Source organism: Candidatus Zixiibacteriota bacterium (assembly GCA_019038695.1).
In the GTDB taxonomy this organism is placed as follows: Bacteria; Zixibacteria; MSB-5A5; order GN15; family FEB-12; genus B120-G9.
In genome coordinates, this window is sequence record JAHOYZ010000011.1 from 1 (window position 1) to 17212 (window position 17212).

Sequence of the window (17212 nt, forward strand, 5' to 3'; positions counted from 1 at the left end):
TTCCGCCAGGCATTGCTTGGTTTCTGGCAGGAGCGCTAAGGGCTCCTGCCCTACATGACTTCAGAATAACTGGCGATGCCTGCCAAACAGGTTTGAGCATGCCACCCGAATTACTTGACATCTACAGCGATGACAAGTTTCGCGTAATCCTCAATAAGAAAAAGGGAGACTCATGTGAGTCTCCCTTCATCATATCTGGATTCCTGTGTCCCGCAGCGACATCGTCGCGTTGGAATGACAGGATGATCCTTAGCGCATGTTCTTGATGATCGCTGAACCAAAAGCGGTGGTGCCGACTTTCTTGGCGCCCTTCATCTGGCGATGCAGATCATAAGTAACTGTCTTCTTGTCGATCGTCTTCTGAATTCCATTACGGATCATCGTGGCCGCTTTGTCCCAGCCAAGGTAATCCAGCATCATGCAGGCCGAAAGAATAACCGAACACGGATTGATAACATCCTTGTCGGCATACTTCGGAGCTGTGCCGTGGGTGGCTTCAAAGAGACCGATGTAATCACCAATATTAGCACCGGGAGCCATACCCAAACCACCGATCTGCGCCGCGCAGGCATCGGAGATATAGTCACCATTGAGGTTCGGTGTGGCCAGAACATCGTACTCGTCGGTACGAGTCAGAATTTGCTGGAAGATGGAATCGGCAATACGATCCTTTATGAGAATCTTGCCCTTGGGCATTTTGCCTTTGTACTTATCCCAGAGTTCATCCTCAGTCACGACTTTGTTCCGGAACTCGGTCGTCGCCAGCTTGTAACCCCAGTCACGGAAAGCGCCCTCGGTGTACTTCATGATATTGCCTTTGTGAACCAGCGTCACGGTCGGCAGTTTGTTATCGACAGCATGCTGGATCGCTTTGCGAACCAAACGCTTGGTGCCAGTGACAGAAATCGGCTTGACTCCGATTCCACTGTCCGGGCGGATGTTGGTCTTCATGGTCTTGTTGAGCCAGTTGATGACCTTCTTTACATCCTTGGTACCCTTCTTCCACTCGATACCGGAGTAAACATCCTCGGTGTTCTCACGGAAGATAACGACATCCATCTTTTCCGGATGCGTGACAGGGGAGCCAACGCCTTTGAAGTAGCTGACCGGACGGACGCAGGCGTACAGATTGAGAATCTGACGCAGCGAAACGTTAAGCGACCGGAATCCACCGCCGACCGGCGTGGTCAACGGACCCTTGAGAGCCACGACATACTTCTTGATGGCGTCCACGGTTTCCTGCGGTAGCCATTCTTTGTATTTATCAAAGGCGGCTTCGCCGGCGTAAACATCCATCCAGGCTATCTTTTTCTTACCCTTATAGGCCTTCTCGACAGCGGCATCGACAACACGACGAGTCGCCTTCATGATGTCGCGACCGATACCATCACCTTCGATGACCGGAATGATCGGTTTGTTCGGAATCTTGAGTTTCTTTTTTACAACCTTGATCGGCTGGCCGTTTTCGGGAACTTCGATATGTTTGTATTTTGCCATGTCTGATCCTTTAGTAGCCAAGGTCTTTGAGATGTTTCTTGTAGGTCTTGGCAGATTTCTGCAAAGCACCCTTTTCACTCTTGGTGAGATTCAGTTCGAGAATGCGCTCGACGCCCTTGGCACCCAACACCACCGGTACACCGATGTAGATATCCTTGATACCGTACTGACCGGTCAGGAAAGCGGAGGCCGGCAAAATGCGCTTTTCATCACAAAGAATCGAGCGACACATGCTGACACTGGCTGCGGCCGGAGCATAGTAAGCTGAACCGGTCTTGAGCAGTTTGACAATCTCACCACCACCTACAGCGGTACGTTTGGAGATAGCCTTAATGCGATCGGCAGGAATCAGTTCTTTGATCGGGATGCCACCGACAGTGGTATAGCGCGGCAGCGGAACCATAGTATCACCATGACCACCCAGTACCATAGCATGAATATCGGTCATCGCAATGTTGAGTTCCATCGACACAAAAGCTCTCATGCGAGTTGAGTCGAGTACACCGGCTTGACCGAGAACGCGGTTCTTAGGAAAACCAGTCTTCTTCTGCATGTGGAAAGTCATCAGATCAAGAGGATTGGAAACGACGATAACATAACTCTTGGGAGCATACTTCTTGATGTTGCCAGCTACCGAAGCAATGATGTTGGCATTCATCTTAAGCAGGTCTTCCCGCGACATGCCTGGCTTGCGAGCCAATCCGGCAGTCATGATAACGACGTCAGCATTCTTCAGATCGGTCCATTTGTTGGAACCGGTAATTTTGGCGTTGTAGCCGCGAACGGGTCCAGCCTGGGTAAGATCAAGTCCCTTGCCCTGGGGCATGTCCTTGATAATGTCCAAAAGTACGACATCAGCAATGTTGGCCTCGGCCATGTACATGGCGCAAGTTGCACCCACATGTCCAGCACCGACAACGACAACCTTCTTGTTCATAAAACCTCCACGGGATTGCACATGGTGTGCATCAATTACGCGTTTAACACCGTGTGAGCGGCGTCAAACACAACAGCTATGTTACTTTTTTCACATTTCTCTAATGTTGAGTAAAGAAATTCTTGAGGATTGTCAAGCGGTTCATAGAAAACACGGCGTACTTCCTCCGCTTTCAATTCTGAATGCAGATAGACGCCAATGCGCCGTGACATAAGATTGACACGGGACAACTTGTGGCTACCAAAATACTGCTTTCCATCAGCAGCAACATTACGCTCGTGATCCCACTTCTGGGCCAGGTCATAAAAGAACGCAGACCCGATACCAGCTTCGCATGCGGAGAACAGTATTATTGATCCACCATCCTTTACAACCGTCTGGCAGTTTTCCAGAGCTTTCTGAGCCTGATAGAGATTGACATCAAGCGGAGGTAATATTTCAGCCAGCACCACATCATATTGACGACTCACTCGATGTGCAAAGATTTCACGCGCCTTCGTCGTCGCCTGCTGAAACGCATCCCAGAGACTACCAGAAAAACAACCGGCAACCTGATGCCGAGCATCAAGCACGACTTGTACTGTTTTAACTTTTTCGAGGGGAAGGAGTTTGGTCAGGGCTTTCATGTGTTCAGCCACTGGATTGCCTTCGAGCCGAAGCGGGGCTGCGTCCAGCGATGCGGCCAGATTGTGATTACGCTCAGTTGTGGCCAGATCTGTGAGACCAGGAAAGAATCCCTTGCGCCCACCGGTATACCCAGCAAAGTAGTGCGGTTCCACCGAGCCGAGAACAAGAATGGCAGGGTAGTCCATCACCATCTTATTAATAAGGACCCTCTCCCCCATCGGGTCAGTCCCCAGGTCGGTCATCGTCTCCATTTCGCGCGCTCGATGAACATGAATGCGGGAGCGGAGGTCATCGTACAAGGGACCGAAGATATTTCGACAGTGCTCTTCGGAGGGGGGTTCGTGAGTACCGGTTGCAATCAGGAAATCCGTGCGATCAAGATAGGTTTGGTCAATGCGCGACAGCCAGTCGAGCATTATCGGTGTGGGTGTTGTACGGTGACCGTCATTGACTACGGTCAGCAGTCGGGGTGACTGAAATTGCGGGGTCACGATCAATTCCTGCAGAATGTCCCGACAGGATTCAAAGGAGACCGGATTCTCCGTTAGTCGCGGCGCGTACGTATCAAGGCTGGCTGTGACCGGAAGCAGCAGACGAAGTCTGTCGGCCGCATAGAAAATGTCTACGAATCCCGGCGAGTCACTCGCATCCATATCCATCGATTACACTACTCTCTAAAAAAGAAGGCAATTTCGCCAGCAGCGTTTTCATCCGAATCCGAGCCATGAACCGAGTTCTCCTGGACATCCCGACCTATTTCGTAGCGGATAGTCCCGCACTCGGCCTCCTTGGGATTGGTTGCTCCTATCAGAACACGGAGGTCGGAAACGGCATTGCCCTTCTCCAACGCCATAGGGACAACCGGGCCTGAGGTCATGTACTCAACCAACGAATCATAGAACGGACGTTCCTTGTGAACCTCGTAGAACCTTTGGGCCTGTTCTGTGCTCAATGTGATCATACGCATCTCGACCACTTTGAAACGCGCTCGTTCCAAACGCTCAATTATGAATCCCGTTAGGTTCCGTGTGGTCGCATCCGGTTTGACGATCAACAGCGTCTTACTCAATAGCTATTCCTTTTTTTTCAGTCTGCTATTTTTTCAGCTTCAGAGCCTCTTCATAGCCGATATCCACGGCCTTGCGGTTTTTGTCTTCGGTTCCCTTGGGGGCCCGTTCCAACACCGTTTCCACCAATCGTTCTTTGGAAACAAGACCGGTGATAGCGGCGATAGCTCCAAGAGCCACCACGTTGGCTACCATAATGTGACCGACATCCTTACGCGCAATGCGAGTGAATTCAAGGGCGTAATACTTGTCGGTCGGAACATCATCAATCATTGATGAATCAATTATAAGCGTTCCACCCTCTTTGAGATCAGGGTAGTACTTGTCCAGTGCTTCCTGGGTCATCGCCAGGAGCAGGTCGAGCTTCATTGCCTTGGGGTAGTATATTTCGTTATCCGAAACCACAACATCTGCCTTGGAGGCTCCGCCACGCGCTTCGGGTCCGTACGATTGACTCTGAACTACGTTCTTGGTGGAGCCAATACCGATGGCCTTACTGAGAACGACCGAGGCAAAGATCATACCCTGGCCTCCGGAGCCGGAAAGTCTCATTTCGAATCGATCGCTCGGGATTGTGATCTTATCGATGAATTTAGTTGCCATTGGTGCCTCTCTTTTTCTTCAGCAACTCTACAACCTTCTGGTATTCGTTGCAGAATTCGGTCTTTTCGTCTTGATGGAGCATGCCGAGAACGATCTTACCCTCTAACTCTTCGGGTGACATCTTCCTGGCCTTTGCCACGGTAACCGACTGCTCCTTATACCTGCGAAGCATGGCGACTGCATCGCCCAAACGATTGAGTCGGCCATAATAGGTATGACAGTTGGCAATGACTTCAATAAGCGAGAAGCCATCATGCGCGAGGCCGCCCTTGATCAGTTTTTCAAGCTGAGGTACGGCGTGGACACTGGCGCGGGCTACATAAGAAGCTCCGGCCGCAGTCGCAAGAGTGCATGGATCGAAATGCTTCTCGCTATTGCCATAGGGCGTTGTTGTTGATTTATCACCGCTCGGCGTGGCAGGTGAACCCTGGCCACCTGTCATGCCGTAGATGCTGTTGTTAATCAGAATAGTAGTGATATTGATATTGCGACGACAGGCATGGATAAAATGATTACCACCAATAGCCAATGCGTCACCATCGCCGGTAATCACAACTACGTTCATGTCAGGTCGATTGAACTTGACGCCGGTAGCAAAAGGCAAAGCCCGACCGTGAGCAGTGTGTAGAGAATGGAAATCCATATACACGGGCATACGGCTGCTGCATCCGATTCCAGACACCATCGCTACCGCGTCGCGATCCCAGCCAAGCTTATCAAGAGCGCGAATATAGGCACCCATTACGACACCAATTCCACAGCCCGGACACCAGACGTGCGGGAGTTTCTTTCCCGGACGCAAGTACTGCAGGGCTATGTCGGAACGCTGCTTGGGAGCTTTCTTGTCAGTTTCGGTCGTGGTCATCAGAGCACCTCCTCAAGCTTTTCAAGCAATTGCATAGGCGTCAGGATTTCTCCATCGTAGCGTTGCAGAGAGTGAATTTCCTTGTCATTTGGCAAGACACGGCGAACTTCGTGAATGATCTGGCCCATATTGAGTTCACCAACAATCACCTTCTTGCACTTGGAACAGAGATCACGGAGCTGTTCATCCGGGAAAGGCCAAATCGTATAGAGCTGGATACAACCCACCTTGACACCAACGCCACGAGCCAGACTAACTGCCTGCAACGCAGCCCGTGAGACCGAACCGTAGGAGATGAAGACGACTTCGGCATCGTCCAGCATTTCAACCCGTAGCTTGACGATCTCATCAGTGTAATTCAGAATCTTGTCTCTCAGCTTCTCTAACTTGGGAGATATCTCAGAGGGATTGTTGGTCGGGAAACCACGTTCATCGTGCGTCAGGCCAGTCAGATGATAACGATACCCCTCACCGTAGGCCGGCATTGGCGTTACACCATTTTCCGTAAACTCGCTGGATTTGTAGTCTTCCGGCTTGCAGGTAGGCTTAACACGGTTGATAATCTCCAACTCGCCCTCCTCGGGAATCTCAATGATCTCACGCGAGTGAGCGATAACTTCGTCCAGTAAAATAGTAACCGGAGTGCGAAATCGTTCAGCGAGGTTGAAGGCGCGAACAGTTTCGGTCAATGTATCACCGACGGTTGACGGAGCAACAGCGATAGCGTTGTAGTCACCATGGGTTCCCCAGCGTGCCTGCATAGTGTCAGCCTGGCTAACCTTGGTCGGCAAACCGGTTGATGGACCACCGCGCTGAACATTAGCGATAACAAGCGGAACTTCGACCATGTAGGCATAGCCGATTAGTTCCTGCATAAGTGAGTACCCCGGACCGGAAGTGCCAGTCATAACCTTGGCGCCTGAGGCAGAAGCCCCAATAAGAGCCGCGACCGAGGCGATTTCATCTTCCATCTGGATGAACTTGCCACCGATCTTAGGCAATTCACGAGCAGACAACTCGGCAATTTCAGTGGAAGGTGTTATAGGGTACCCGGCAAAGAAATTCATGCCGGCGTACAATGCTCCCTCGACGCATGAGTCGTTGGCCTGTAGTAGGAGTTTCTTCTTTTGTGCCACAGAAATGTCCCTCCTTACTTATAGTTCGATGTAATGGCGAAGTCGGGACAATGGACCCAACAAATTGTGCACTGGGTGCAATCATCCGGACGGGTCAACAGGGGCTTGCCGTCACGGTCCGGCTCGAACACCTGCTTGGGGCACAAAGCAATGCAAATATTGCACGCCTTACACCACGCCATATTGATATTCAAAGGGGCGGGACCATTTGAATAATCATACTTATTCTTGCCGCCGGCAGAGGCTTTTTTCTCGCCGGAGGCATCAGCGGACGCATTCATGATCTATCCTCGACGTTGTGGGGTCGGATAATACCGACAATCCCGGATGTCGTTTTATTTTTTCTTCTTTGTCGTCGCTTTTTTCTTAGCCACAGCTTTCTTCGGAGCAGCTTTTTTCGTCACTTTCTTAACAGCCTTCTTCACGGCTTTCTTAACGGCTTTTTTCACTGCTTTTTTTACTGCCTTCTTGACGTCTTTCTTGACTGTCTTCTTGGTTTTGGCAGTCTTGGCTTTTTCTTTGGCCTGTTTGATCAATTCGGCCAAATGAATCGGTAGTTCGGTCGGTGATCCAGCCACCGGCACACCCGCCTTGTTCAAAGCCTTGATCTTATCTTCAGCCGTACCACTGCCTCCGGAAATAATTGCCCCGGCGTGACCCATCCTCTTCCCGGGAGGGGCTGTCTGTCCCGCAATAAAGGAAACGACCGGCTTGGTAACATGCTTCTTGATATACTTCGCAGCATCTTCTTCATCGGAGCCGCCGATCTCGCCAATCATGACGATAGCCTTGGTGGCCGAGTCGGCCTGAAAAGCTTCGAGACAATCTATAAAATTGGTCCCGATAACCTGGTCACCGCCGATTCCAATACAAGTCGTCTGGCCCATACCGGCCAGTGTCAGTGCCCAGATAGCTTCGTAGGTCAGGGTTCCTGAACGGGACACGACGCCCACGCCGCCCTTCTTGACGATCGTGCCCGGCATAATACCCACCTTGGCCTGATCGACTGAGATAAGGCCGGGGCAGTTGGGACCGATCAGACGAGCGCCTTTTTCCTTCACATAAGGGTAGACCTTCATCATATCATTGGCGGGTACACCCTCAGTAATACACACGACCAGTTTGATACCGGCATCGACTGCCTCATAGATGGCATCAACCGCAAACGGAGGTGGAACGTAAATGACAGAAGTATTGGCCTTGGTAGCTTTTACCGCTTCCTCCACTGTATTGAAAACAGGAATGCCGGCCACTTTTGAGCCGCCCTTACCGGGCGTGACACCACCAACAACGTTGGTGCCATAAGCCTTCATCTGTTCGGCATGAAACGAACCGTCACGGCCCGTGATACCTTGAACGATGAGTTTTGTTCTCTTACTAATGAATATCGACATTGTTCTTCCCCAACAACTTTATTAGTGTCCGAGTCCGGCCAGTTCAATGGCCTTTTTCACTACCTTATCCAACGTATCTTCGTGCGGCAATTTGTACGATGCCAGAATCTTGGCCGCCGCCTCTTTATTTGTACCGGTCAGCCGCACAACAATAGGCACGGTCGGTTTCAGCTCATTGAGCGCAGCCACTATTCCGGTAGCCACATCGTCACATCGGGTGATACCACCAAAGATGTTGATCAGAATGGCACGAACGTTCGGATCGCTGGTGATGATCTTTAGTGCCGTAATGACCTTCTTGGGATTGGATGAACCACCAATATCAAGGAAATTGGCCGGATCGCCACCATAGCGTTTGACCAGATCCATAGTCGCCATAGCCAGACCTGCACCGTTGACCATACAACCAATACTGCCGTCCAGTTTGACAAACGAGAGATCACCCTCACGCGCCGCTACTTCCGAAGGTTCCTCAGCATCAATGTCACGCATAGCGGACACGTCCTTCTGACGGAAAAGAGCATTGTCGTCAATGTTAACCTTCGCATCAATAGCCACTACCTCGGAAGCAGTATTGGTAATAAGGGGATTGATCTCAACCAGTGAAGCATCAACCTTCCAGAAAACATCATAGAGCTTCATCAGGATATCGGCTGCAGGTCTTACCTGGCTAATGTCACGATATAGCTTGTAGGCCAGATTACGAGCCTGAAACGGACGGAGGCCAACGACAGGATCAACAGCCAATTTGAAGATCTTATCCGGAGTCTCGGCGGCAACTTGCTCGATATCTATGCCACCAGCCGGAGAAATCATAAATACCGGTCGCTTGGTCACGCGATCAAGGATAATCCCGACATACGATTCGGAGATGATGTCCTCGGCCGCCGTAACAAGCACTTTCTTGACGGTCAGCCCCTTGATGTCCATTCCAAGAATACTGGTGGCCAACACCTTGGCTGCTTCGGCAGTCTCAGCATACTTGACACCTCCGGCTTTACCTCGACCACCGACGTGCACCTGTGCCTTAACCATGACCGGTTTGTTGATTCTCTCGGCAATTTCGAAGGCCTCAACAGGAGTTGTTGCTACATCACCAGGAGGCACCGGAATACCGGCATCAGCAAACAACTGCTTGGCCTGATACTCGTGGATCTTCATACGTCTGTTTCCTTATCGCTAACGATTATTGAGTTGTCGGGGAGTGAATTGTAGAACTTAGTAGCAATATCTTTCAGTTTGTCGATCGTATTATGCTCGGGATGATCCAGCACTTCTTCGAGGAGACGGTCCAGAATCAGACCTACTTTTTGGCCTGGATCAAGAATGAACCAATCCATAATCATGCCGCCGTTGACAACCAGATCCTGAAGGGAAAAAGGCGGTTTACGATCAAGTTCCTCATGAATGTCTTTTTCGAACTGGTCAACATCATCGGTTGTGCCATCCATCCCCTGTGCCTCGACATCTGCCCGGCGAAGATCCAGAAGGTTATAGATCAACGGCACCCCTACACGCTTGACCAGACGCCGCAATCCTTTGGGCGAGACATCGGTAGTAAACATGTGACGCTCGACCAGTATCTTCACATCGGCAATCAGATCATGGGAGTATCGGAGGCGCTTGAGAACGCACTCAGCCGTACGGGCACTCTGTACTTCATGGCCATAGAACGTCGCTCCCTCACCAACCACTCTTTTGGCCTGAGGCTTATTAATATCGTGGAATACAGCGGCCCATCGTAGCGCAAGGTTTGGAGGGCAAACATCAACCGTACGAACAATATGTCCAAACACGTCATACTTGTGGTACCCACCAGGTTGATCGACAGCTATACAGTTCTGAAGTTCCGGCAGGACATGCTTCAGAAGACCGGACGACTCCATCAAACGGAAGCCAATGGACGGTTTTGGAGCCAGAGTTAGAAGCTTGGTCAACTCATCGGCAATGCGCTCACTCGAGACCGTCTTGATCAGATGAGCATGTTTACAAATAGCGGCGAATGTCTCAGCTTCGACGGAAAAATCAAACCTGGCCGCAAATTGAATCGCTCTCATCATGCGCAACGGATCATCTAGAAATGACTCCGGATATACCATGCGTAACAAGTGAGCTTCTAAATCAGCTCTTCCGCCAAGTGGATCTGTTAATTCGTCCCCATCCAATTCCCAGGCCATAGCGTTAATTGTGAAGTCACGCCGCACAAGGTCATCATCAATCGACAATGAAGGATCATAACAAACTTCGAAATCTTTGTGACCGACACCGGTGGAATGCTCCGTGCGAGGAAGGCTGATATCGCAAGTGGTCGGTTGACCGGAAACAAACTGAGTAAACTTTATAACTCCGAAACTGCGTCCCACCAGGCTTACATTGCCATGTGGGTTAAGAATACGGACTATTTCCTCGTAGGGAATCCCGGTGACCAGATAATCATGGTCCTGCTCGGTCTGAGGCCGACTGAGAAGCCGGTCACGCACGACACCACCAACTTCATAAATGCGACCTTTTTCAAGTATCGCTGCTACAGCATCCCGCGACAACTTACCCATCCCTAATTCGGTACAATCCTCGTCCCCGCTTCACCGTGCACAGCTTTTTGCGCCTCCTGAATCGAGGAGATTGTAACCATTTCACCACCATCTCTTAAAAACTGCATGGCCGCTTCCACCTTCGGTCCCATTGAACCTGCTGGGAAGTGACCTTCTTTGGCATATTTCTCAATTTCCGACAAGGTAATTATCCCGAGCATTTTCTGTTCCGGCTTGCCGAAGTTCACCGCCACCCCATCGACAGAGGTTAGTATCGACAGGACTTCAGCTCCTATTTCCCTGGCCAGGACAGCTGATGCGCGATCCTTGTCAATCACAGCATCCAGCCCCTCATAGTCGCCATTTTCATCAATATAGACAGGAATACCACCACCACCGGCGGCAATGACGATTGTCCCCTGCTCCACCAGTTGGCGAATGATCGGCCCCGGCACGGTACTCAACGGCATAGGTGATGGAACCACTCGACGCCAACCTCGATCGGCGTCCTGTTTCATCATCCAGCCCCGGGACTCACGATACTCGAAAGCTTCTCTCTCTGAATAGAACTGACCAATGAACTTGGTTGGATTCTTCACGGCTGGATCATTCTTGTCCACGACGACCTGGGTAATGATAGTCGCAACGGGGCGGTCGATCCCTTCAGCCCGAAGTCGGTTATGGAGCGACTGTTCAATCATGTAGCCCATACCGCCTTCGGTATCGGCCACCAGTATCCCCAGAGGAAGAAACGGGGTTTTCCCTCGGGAGAGTTCGATCCGAAGCAGACAGTTACCTACCTGCGGACCGTTGCCGTGAGTTATAACCAGACCATATCCTTCACGAGCCAACTCGACAACACCGTCCAGCGAACGACGAGTATTGGAAAACTGGTTGGCAATAGTGTCCTCAAGGTGTGGTTGCGTGATGGCATTTCCACCTAGGGCGACTACTGCTGTTTTCTTGATGTCCATGACACTTATTTAGTCCCGGCTCTGGGGGACTCCTATAACGCAACGGGCCGGCTTTCACCGGCCCGCTCAGGTTGCTCTCTATTTCTTAGAAGCGCCTTTTTTCGAGGTCTTCTTTTTCTTTCCGCCAACAAAGTCGCTGAGCACTGTCATCAGATCGGGAGTTCCGATTTCCTGCAGGCTATAGCTCACTCGCACTGACGGCTTCTTGATCTTAATGATACGACTCAGATCAATAGGAGTAGCCAGCACAACCAGATCACACTTGGTCTTGTTGATAGTGGTCTCCAAATCCTTGACCTGCTGTTTGCCATAACCCATCGCCGGTAGAAGCACACCGATGCCGGGATACTTCTCAAACGTCGCGGTGATCGACTTGACAGTGTACGGACGAGGATCGACTAGTTCAGCAGCACCGTATTTGTCAGCCGCAACGACACCAGCACCAAAAGCCATCTCACCGTGTGTCAGGGTCGGACCGTCTTCAACCACGAGTACCTTCTTGCCCTTGATCTTGAATCCGTCTTCAACGGCCAGAGGAGAAGCCGCATCGACGACAATCGCGTTCGAATTGTACTCGGCGATATTCTGGCGAAGCAAACTCACATCTTCAGCGTCGGCCGAGTCGATTTTATTGATAACGATAACATCAGCCGTCAGCAGATTCACCTGGCCCGGATAGTAAGTCGATTCATGACCCACACGATGCGGATCAACGACTGTAATCATCAGGTCTGGCTTGTAGAAGGACATGTCATTGTTACCACCATCCCACAGGATGACATCAGCTTCTTTCTCGGCTTCGCGCAGAATCATCTCATAATCAACGCCGGCATAAACAATCACGCCACGCATGATGTGAGGCTCGTACTCTTCGCGCTCTTCGATAGTACATTTGTGCTTGTCGAGGTCAGCCAGAGTCGCGAAACGCTGACACGCCTGTTTGGCCAGATCGCCATACGGCATAGGGTGACGGATAGCCACTACCTTCTTGCCCAGCGACTGGAGAACATCGGCCACACGTCGGGAGGTCTGCGACTTGCCACAACCTGTACGGATAGCGCATACTGACACCAGCGGCTTCTTGGACCGAATCATTGTCGGATCCGCACCCTCAACCGAGAAACGAGCACCGGCAGCCATAACATAGGCTGCTTTCTCCATCACGTACTGATAGGTCACGTCGGAGTAAGAGAAAATGACTTCTTCAACCTTGTGTTTCTTAATCAAAGGCAGCAGTTCGGATTCGTCGACAATTGGAATACCCTTAGGGTAGAGTTTGCCGGCCAAGACTGCGGGATACTTACGGCCTTCGATATCAGGAATCTGGGTAGCAGTGAAAGCAACGATCTCAACATCGGCATTCTCGCGATAGAGACAGTTGAAATTATGAAAGTCACGCCCTGCGGCGCCCATGATAATGATCTTTTTTCTATTCTTGGCCATGATCAGCCTCACTGTAGTTTAAGTTATCTGGTTACACGTTTCATCCATAGTCCTGGCATTCTTACCAGATGGACGAAGCAGTCCAGATGTATACAATCAGGTACAGAACCAGATGGCCGGTCGAATGACCTAATATGTGTTTGCAACTCGCCATTATCTCAACCTTGACACATTTCTCAGTTGTCGATCTGCGGACGCTGGAGAGCGCCGGAGAAATCGACGTAGCAGGATTTCCATTCGCTGAATACATCAAGCGCCGCTGTGGACGCCTCACGATGGCCGTTACCGGTCTCCTTGGTGCCGCCGAACGGCATGTGGGTCTCCGCCCCGATGGTCGGAGCGTTGACGTAGAAAATGCCGGTGTAGACATCGCGCATGGCCACATAGGCTTTGTTCACATCCTGAGTGAAGATCGAAGCCGACAGGCCATACGGAGTATCATTGGCCATCTCAATAGCTTGCTCCAGAGTCTCAAAAACACCAATACCCAGCACCGGGCCAAATATCTCTTCTTTCCAAATGCGCATTTCCTGGGTGACGTCACCAAATATCGTCGGCTGGACAAAGTAGCCCTTGTCATAATCGCCACCGGTCAGTTTCTCACCGCCCGTGACGAGTTTCGCGCCTTCCTTCTTACCAATCTCGATATAACCCAGAACGGTCTCACGCTGGCCTTCATTGACACACGGTCCCATCTGAACCGATTCGTCAAGGCCATTTCCTACCTTAAGAGATGCGGCGCGTTTGGCGAGAGCCTCGGTGAACTTCTTAACGATATCCTTATGGCAGATGACCCGGCTGGTAGCTGTGCAACGCTGACCGGTAGTTCCAAAAGCACCCCAGAGAGCGCCATCGACGGCTAGTTCGAGGTTGGCATCGTCCATAACGATCTGAATATTCTTGCCGCCCATTTCCAAACAACAGTGTTTGAAATCGGTGGCACATGTCTCGGAAATCTTGCGGCCAATTTCAGTCGAACCGGTAAAGGATACAATCTTAACAGCCGGATTCTTCATCAGTGGTTCACCCAGCTGTGCACCGGAACCGGTGACAACATTGATGACGCCTGGCGGAAGGCCTTCTTCCTGACAGACACGTGCAAAGTTCACTACCGAAGCCGGAGTCTCGGTGGCTGGCTTGATCACTATAGTATTACCACAGATAAGAGCCGGCATCGACTTCCAGGAAGGAATCGCCATTGGGAAATTCCACGGTGTGATGAACGAACAAACACCCAACGGTTGACGCACGGTCATATTGAACTTGTTAGGCATCTCCGACGGTGTGGTCACACCGAACAAACGACGACCTTCGCCGGCCATATAGAAAGTCATGTCGATAGCTTCCTGAGTGTCACCACGAGTCTCGGCGATGATCTTACCCATCTCGCGCGTCATAACCTGCGACAGAGCTTCTTTGTCCGCCGTCAAACGAGCTCCGATTCGATAGAGAATCTCGCCTCGCTTGGGAGCCGGCACCAACCGCCATTTCTTGTAGGCTTCTGAAGCGGCATCAATAGCATCCTTGACATCATCGCCATTTGACTTCTGAAACACGCCCACAACATCGCTCGTATCGGCCGGGTTGAGGTTCTCGTAGGTCTTGCCGGACTTGGACTCGACCCATTCACCGTTTATCAGGTTTTTGAAGACTTCGGGCTTACTCATTTTTTACTCCGTTAACACTATCTCTAACAGCAACTTGTATTCAGATTGCATGTCGGCTTGTGAATCAATTCACACCCCGGCAATATAAGCTGTGTAATATATTTTTTCTTTCCCGAAAGTCAACCCCTTTCCACTGTAAATCCTACTTAATTTGCCGTTGCAGCACAAGGGATTAGCCAGCATTGCCGGACCTTCTGAAAAGAGACACAAATTGACTTTCAGGATTGGCGATGATGCGCTAATAATGACTCGTCAAGTCCATATTATTAACATGCCAGTAGTATTCCATTTGATATTAGTGCATATAGAACGTTTATTACGTAGGGACACAATGATTGGAGAGATTATGCTCGCGTTGATAGTTGCATCCTGGTTGGCCGCGGCTCCGGTATATCCCCTAAACCCGGCTGAGCAGGACACCGTCAACGCTATGAATCTGCATCTCACTCTGGGTGCAAGCACCGGCAACAGGTTGGTTTCACCGGGGCCGAACTTCACAGTCAGATATGAGTGGCTATTCCATCATCCGTTCGTTCTTCAGTTGGGAGTGGATTATTGCTATGGGGAGATGAAATCCAATCTGTACCCCAGGGGGTATTTCCACGGAGTCTCCTATTCTGTCGAAGCTTTTTACTATCGCGGCACGAGTAAACTTATTGGGTGTGCCGGCTTCGGACTGATATTATCCCGGTCGTATGTTGGCCTTTTGCCGAGCGTCGCGGATTCCCTGAGACGGACCGAGAATATCGTCGATGTGGACATGGCGGCCAAGATCGGATATCGGTTGACGTTTGGATTACGGTGGAAACGAGTCTACACGCTGGAATTGGGGATCACTGAAGTGCGACCGAGTCAGGTGTCGACAGCGCGGTATTCTGCGACCCGGTTCAGTGTTGAAAAAGAGAAAATCCGCATGAACGATTTCCGCCTCACGATCGGGTACCTCCTGCCGTTGAAGATGTAGTCTTGTAGGTCAGGTCTGTCTTCAAACCTGCCAATCTTCTCCAGACGACGGCTCCGTGGACGGGGCCGCCCTACGCAACCATTGCATAACTCCCGTTGATCATGTATATTGGAGGCAACCAGACTTCCAACTTGTACACGACGGAAGGAAATGCCATGAAGAAATACTCTATCCTAATAATATGTTTGACCGGAATACTATGCTTCTTCTGCAACAGCTCTGCAGTGGGAGACGGTGGGGATACGCCTTCGGGCCAACAGTTGGTCAGAAGTCCAGGGGAGTTGACTAAAACTGAGAAGGACCTGGTAGGGTCCTGCAATCGATTTGCCTTTAAGCTGTTCCGTGAAATTGCCGAAAACGAAGCTGCCGACTCAAACGTCTTCGTTTCGCCGCTTTCTGTTTCATATGCCCTGGGTATGGCCTACAACGGTGCGGTTGGGGAAACACGCGAGGCCATTGCCGCGACGATAGAACTTGACGGTCTTACGGACCAGCAAATCAATTCATCATTTTCGAGCCTTGTCGAAATTCTAACTAAGGCTGATCCGGTCGTCGATTTCAGCATGGCCAACTCAATCTGGTACCGGAAGAATAAGGCAATTCAGTCGAGCTTCGTCGATGTTTGCCGTGAGTACTTTGATGCCCGTGTTGAGGAGATTGACTTCCAGGCACCGTGGGCTGCGGACACAATCAACGCCTGGGTCGACTCCAAGACCAACGGCAAGATTACCGAGATGGTGAAGCCACCGATTGACGCCAATACGGCCATGATTCTCACTACCGCCTCATCCTTCACCGGCCTCTGGAAGTTCCCCTTTGATACCGCTTACACATCTGTTCGGCCGTTTCATCTTCCGGATGGCACCGAAATTGAATGTGACATGATGTGGCTGCCAGAAGACGATCATGTGACAAAGACTGGTAAAGGATGGGAATTTGATCCTAGCGCCACCTATTTTCTGAACAACCTATTGGGAGTCGCCAATCTTCCTTACGGAGGAGGTGGTTTCCGCATGATGTTGATTGTACCGAACTCCACGCTGACCTTGGATTCGATCATCAATGAGCTGACGATCGAGAATTGGACGACCTGGCTTGGCAAACTTCATCCACACCGTTTCTATGTCGCGCTACCGAAGTTCAGATTCACTTCCACCGTAGATCTAAAGGAGGGGCTCGAAGCTCTCGGCGTGGGCACAATCTTCGATTCCGAAAAGTTTGATCACAGTAACACATCTTCCGACAGCTTGGAGGGATTGGACAACATAATACAGAAGGCATTGATTCAGGTTGGCGAAGACGGATTGGAACCTGTAGACGTACCACACTACATCTTCATTGATTCTCTCCCTCCACAGGTGATCGCCGACCACCCTTTCCTCTTTATTATCCACGAAGAGCAATCCGGGGCCATCTTGTTCATGGGCAAAATCGCTCGCCCCGTGTGGATCGATTAGCCCATAGCCGTAGGTCAAGCCGCCTGTCGGCTTGACAGTACAGTTCATCA

General features: G+C 50.8%; 17 protein-coding genes. 3 read left to right on the forward strand and 14 right to left on the reverse strand.

All coding sequences use genetic code 11. The features are described from left to right. The coding region (locus KOO62_05095) for a hypothetical protein (GenBank protein ID MBU8933365.1) at positions 1-266 on the forward strand (266 nt) is incomplete at its 5' end. Here KOO62_05095 and icd read toward each other — a convergent pair. The 14 genes from icd to KOO62_05165 form a co-directional block, all read right to left on the reverse strand. Beyond that, on the reverse strand, positions 250-1497 hold the full coding sequence (gene icd / locus KOO62_05100; GenBank protein ID MBU8933366.1) for an isocitrate dehydrogenase (NADP(+)): 1248 nt from the start codon (positions 1495-1497) through the stop codon (positions 250-252). The two genes, KOO62_05095 and icd, sit on opposite strands and share 17 nt — an antisense overlap. A 10-nt stretch (positions 1498-1507) precedes the next feature. Further along, on the reverse strand, positions 1508-2434 hold the full coding sequence (mdh, locus tag KOO62_05105; GenBank protein MBU8933367.1) for a malate dehydrogenase: 927 nt from the start codon (positions 2432-2434) through the stop codon (positions 1508-1510). Between the two features lie 35 nt (positions 2435-2469). Beyond that, positions 2470-3714 (reverse strand): DUF2088 domain-containing protein, encoded by a 1245-nt coding sequence (locus KOO62_05110; GenBank protein MBU8933368.1) that lies wholly within the window; start codon positions 3712-3714, stop codon positions 2470-2472. Positions 3715-3728: 14 nt separating this feature from the next. Beyond that, on the reverse strand, positions 3729-4130 hold the full coding sequence (gene ndk, locus KOO62_05115) for a nucleoside-diphosphate kinase (protein ID MBU8933369.1): 402 nt from the start codon (positions 4128-4130) through the stop codon (positions 3729-3731). A 25-nt stretch (positions 4131-4155) separates the two neighbouring features. Next, on the reverse strand, positions 4156-4731 hold the full coding sequence (locus tag KOO62_05120; protein ID MBU8933370.1) for a 2-oxoacid:acceptor oxidoreductase family protein: 576 nt from the start codon (positions 4729-4731) through the stop codon (positions 4156-4158). Next, positions 4721-5596: a 2-oxoacid:ferredoxin oxidoreductase subunit beta gene (locus KOO62_05125; protein ID MBU8933371.1), complete on the reverse strand. Its 876-nt coding sequence runs from the start codon at positions 5594-5596 to the stop codon at positions 4721-4723. The genes KOO62_05120 and KOO62_05125 overlap by 11 nt, the downstream gene beginning before the upstream one ends. Beyond that, entirely contained in the window at positions 5596-6738 is a 1143-nt protein-coding gene (locus KOO62_05130) for a 2-oxoacid:acceptor oxidoreductase subunit alpha (protein MBU8933372.1), read from the reverse strand. The genes KOO62_05125 and KOO62_05130 overlap by 1 nt, the downstream gene beginning before the upstream one ends. 8 nt (positions 6739-6746) lie before the next feature. After that, positions 6747-7013, reverse strand: a complete 267-nt coding sequence (locus KOO62_05135; GenBank protein MBU8933373.1) for a ferredoxin — start codon at positions 7011-7013, stop codon at positions 6747-6749. A 54-nt stretch (positions 7014-7067) separates the two neighbouring features. Continuing rightward, entirely contained in the window at positions 7068-8126 is a 1059-nt protein-coding gene (gene sucD / locus KOO62_05140) for a succinate--CoA ligase subunit alpha (GenBank protein ID MBU8933374.1), read from the reverse strand. Positions 8127-8147: 21 nt separating this feature from the next. After that, a complete protein-coding gene (sucC, locus tag KOO62_05145; GenBank protein MBU8933375.1) occupies positions 8148-9287 on the reverse strand; it encodes an ADP-forming succinate--CoA ligase subunit beta in 1140 nt (379 codons plus the stop codon). After that, a complete protein-coding gene (locus KOO62_05150; protein MBU8933376.1) occupies positions 9284-10678 on the reverse strand; it encodes a CCA tRNA nucleotidyltransferase in 1395 nt (464 codons plus the stop codon). Before KOO62_05150 ends, sucC begins: the two co-directional genes overlap by 4 nt. A 2-nt stretch (positions 10679-10680) precedes the next feature. Next, positions 10681-11625, reverse strand: a complete 945-nt coding sequence (gene arcC, locus KOO62_05155; GenBank protein ID MBU8933377.1) for a carbamate kinase — start codon at positions 11623-11625, stop codon at positions 10681-10683. Positions 11626-11709: 84 nt separating this feature from the next. Continuing rightward, positions 11710-13074: a cyclic 2,3-diphosphoglycerate synthase gene (locus KOO62_05160; GenBank protein MBU8933378.1), complete on the reverse strand. Its 1365-nt coding sequence runs from the start codon at positions 13072-13074 to the stop codon at positions 11710-11712. A 176-nt stretch (positions 13075-13250) separates the two neighbouring features. Then, complete coding sequence (locus KOO62_05165; protein ID MBU8933379.1) at positions 13251-14741, reverse strand: aldehyde dehydrogenase family protein; 1491 nt, start codon at positions 14739-14741, stop codon at positions 13251-13253. Between the two features lie 346 nt (positions 14742-15087). Here KOO62_05165 and KOO62_05170 point away from each other — a divergent pair, with 346 nt between their 5' ends. Together KOO62_05170 and KOO62_05175 are read left to right on the forward strand one after the other, a co-directional pair. Continuing rightward, positions 15088-15705, forward strand: coding sequence for a hypothetical protein (locus KOO62_05170; GenBank protein MBU8933380.1), 618 nt, complete (start codon positions 15088-15090; stop codon positions 15703-15705). 155 nt (positions 15706-15860) lie between these two features. After that, a complete protein-coding gene (locus KOO62_05175; GenBank protein MBU8933381.1) occupies positions 15861-17162 on the forward strand; it encodes a serpin family protein in 1302 nt (433 codons plus the stop codon). Positions 17163-17212: the final 50 nt, after the last annotated feature.

What these genes read in the sequence shown, in the direction of transcription:
- icd (MBU8933366.1), bottom strand. Translation starts at nt 1,497, where the DNA reads ATGGCAAAATACAAACATATCGAAGTTCCCGAAAACGGCCAGCCGATC.
- mdh (MBU8933367.1), bottom strand. Translation starts at nt 2,434, where the DNA reads ATGAACAAGAAGGTTGTCGTTGTCGGTGCTGGACATGTGGGTGCAACT.
- KOO62_05110 (MBU8933368.1), bottom strand. Translation starts at nt 3,714, where the DNA reads ATGGATGCGAGTGACTCGCCGGGATTCGTAGACATTTTCTATGCGGCC.
- KOO62_05120 (MBU8933370.1), bottom strand. Translation starts at nt 4,731, where the DNA reads ATGGCAACTAAATTCATCGATAAGATCACAATCCCGAGCGATCGATTC.
- KOO62_05125 (MBU8933371.1), bottom strand. Translation starts at nt 5,596, where the DNA reads ATGACCACGACCGAAACTGACAAGAAAGCTCCCAAGCAGCGTTCCGAC.
- KOO62_05135 (MBU8933373.1), bottom strand. Translation starts at nt 7,013, where the DNA reads ATGAATGCGTCCGCTGATGCCTCCGGCGAGAAAAAAGCCTCTGCCGGC.
- sucD (MBU8933374.1), bottom strand. Translation starts at nt 8,126, where the DNA reads ATGTCGATATTCATTAGTAAGAGAACAAAACTCATCGTTCAAGGTATC.
- sucC (MBU8933375.1), bottom strand. Translation starts at nt 9,287, where the DNA reads ATGAAGATCCACGAGTATCAGGCCAAGCAGTTGTTTGCTGATGCCGGT.
- KOO62_05150 (MBU8933376.1), bottom strand. Translation starts at nt 10,678, where the DNA reads ATGGGTAAGTTGTCGCGGGATGCTGTAGCAGCGATACTTGAAAAAGGT.
- KOO62_05160 (MBU8933378.1), bottom strand. Translation starts at nt 13,074, where the DNA reads ATGGCCAAGAATAGAAAAAAGATCATTATCATGGGCGCCGCAGGGCGT.
- KOO62_05165 (MBU8933379.1), bottom strand. Translation starts at nt 14,741, where the DNA reads ATGAGTAAGCCCGAAGTCTTCAAAAACCTGATAAACGGTGAATGGGTC.
- KOO62_05170 (MBU8933380.1), top strand. Translation starts at nt 15,088, where the DNA reads ATGCTCGCGTTGATAGTTGCATCCTGGTTGGCCGCGGCTCCGGTATAT.
- KOO62_05175 (MBU8933381.1), top strand. Translation starts at nt 15,861, where the DNA reads ATGAAGAAATACTCTATCCTAATAATATGTTTGACCGGAATACTATGC.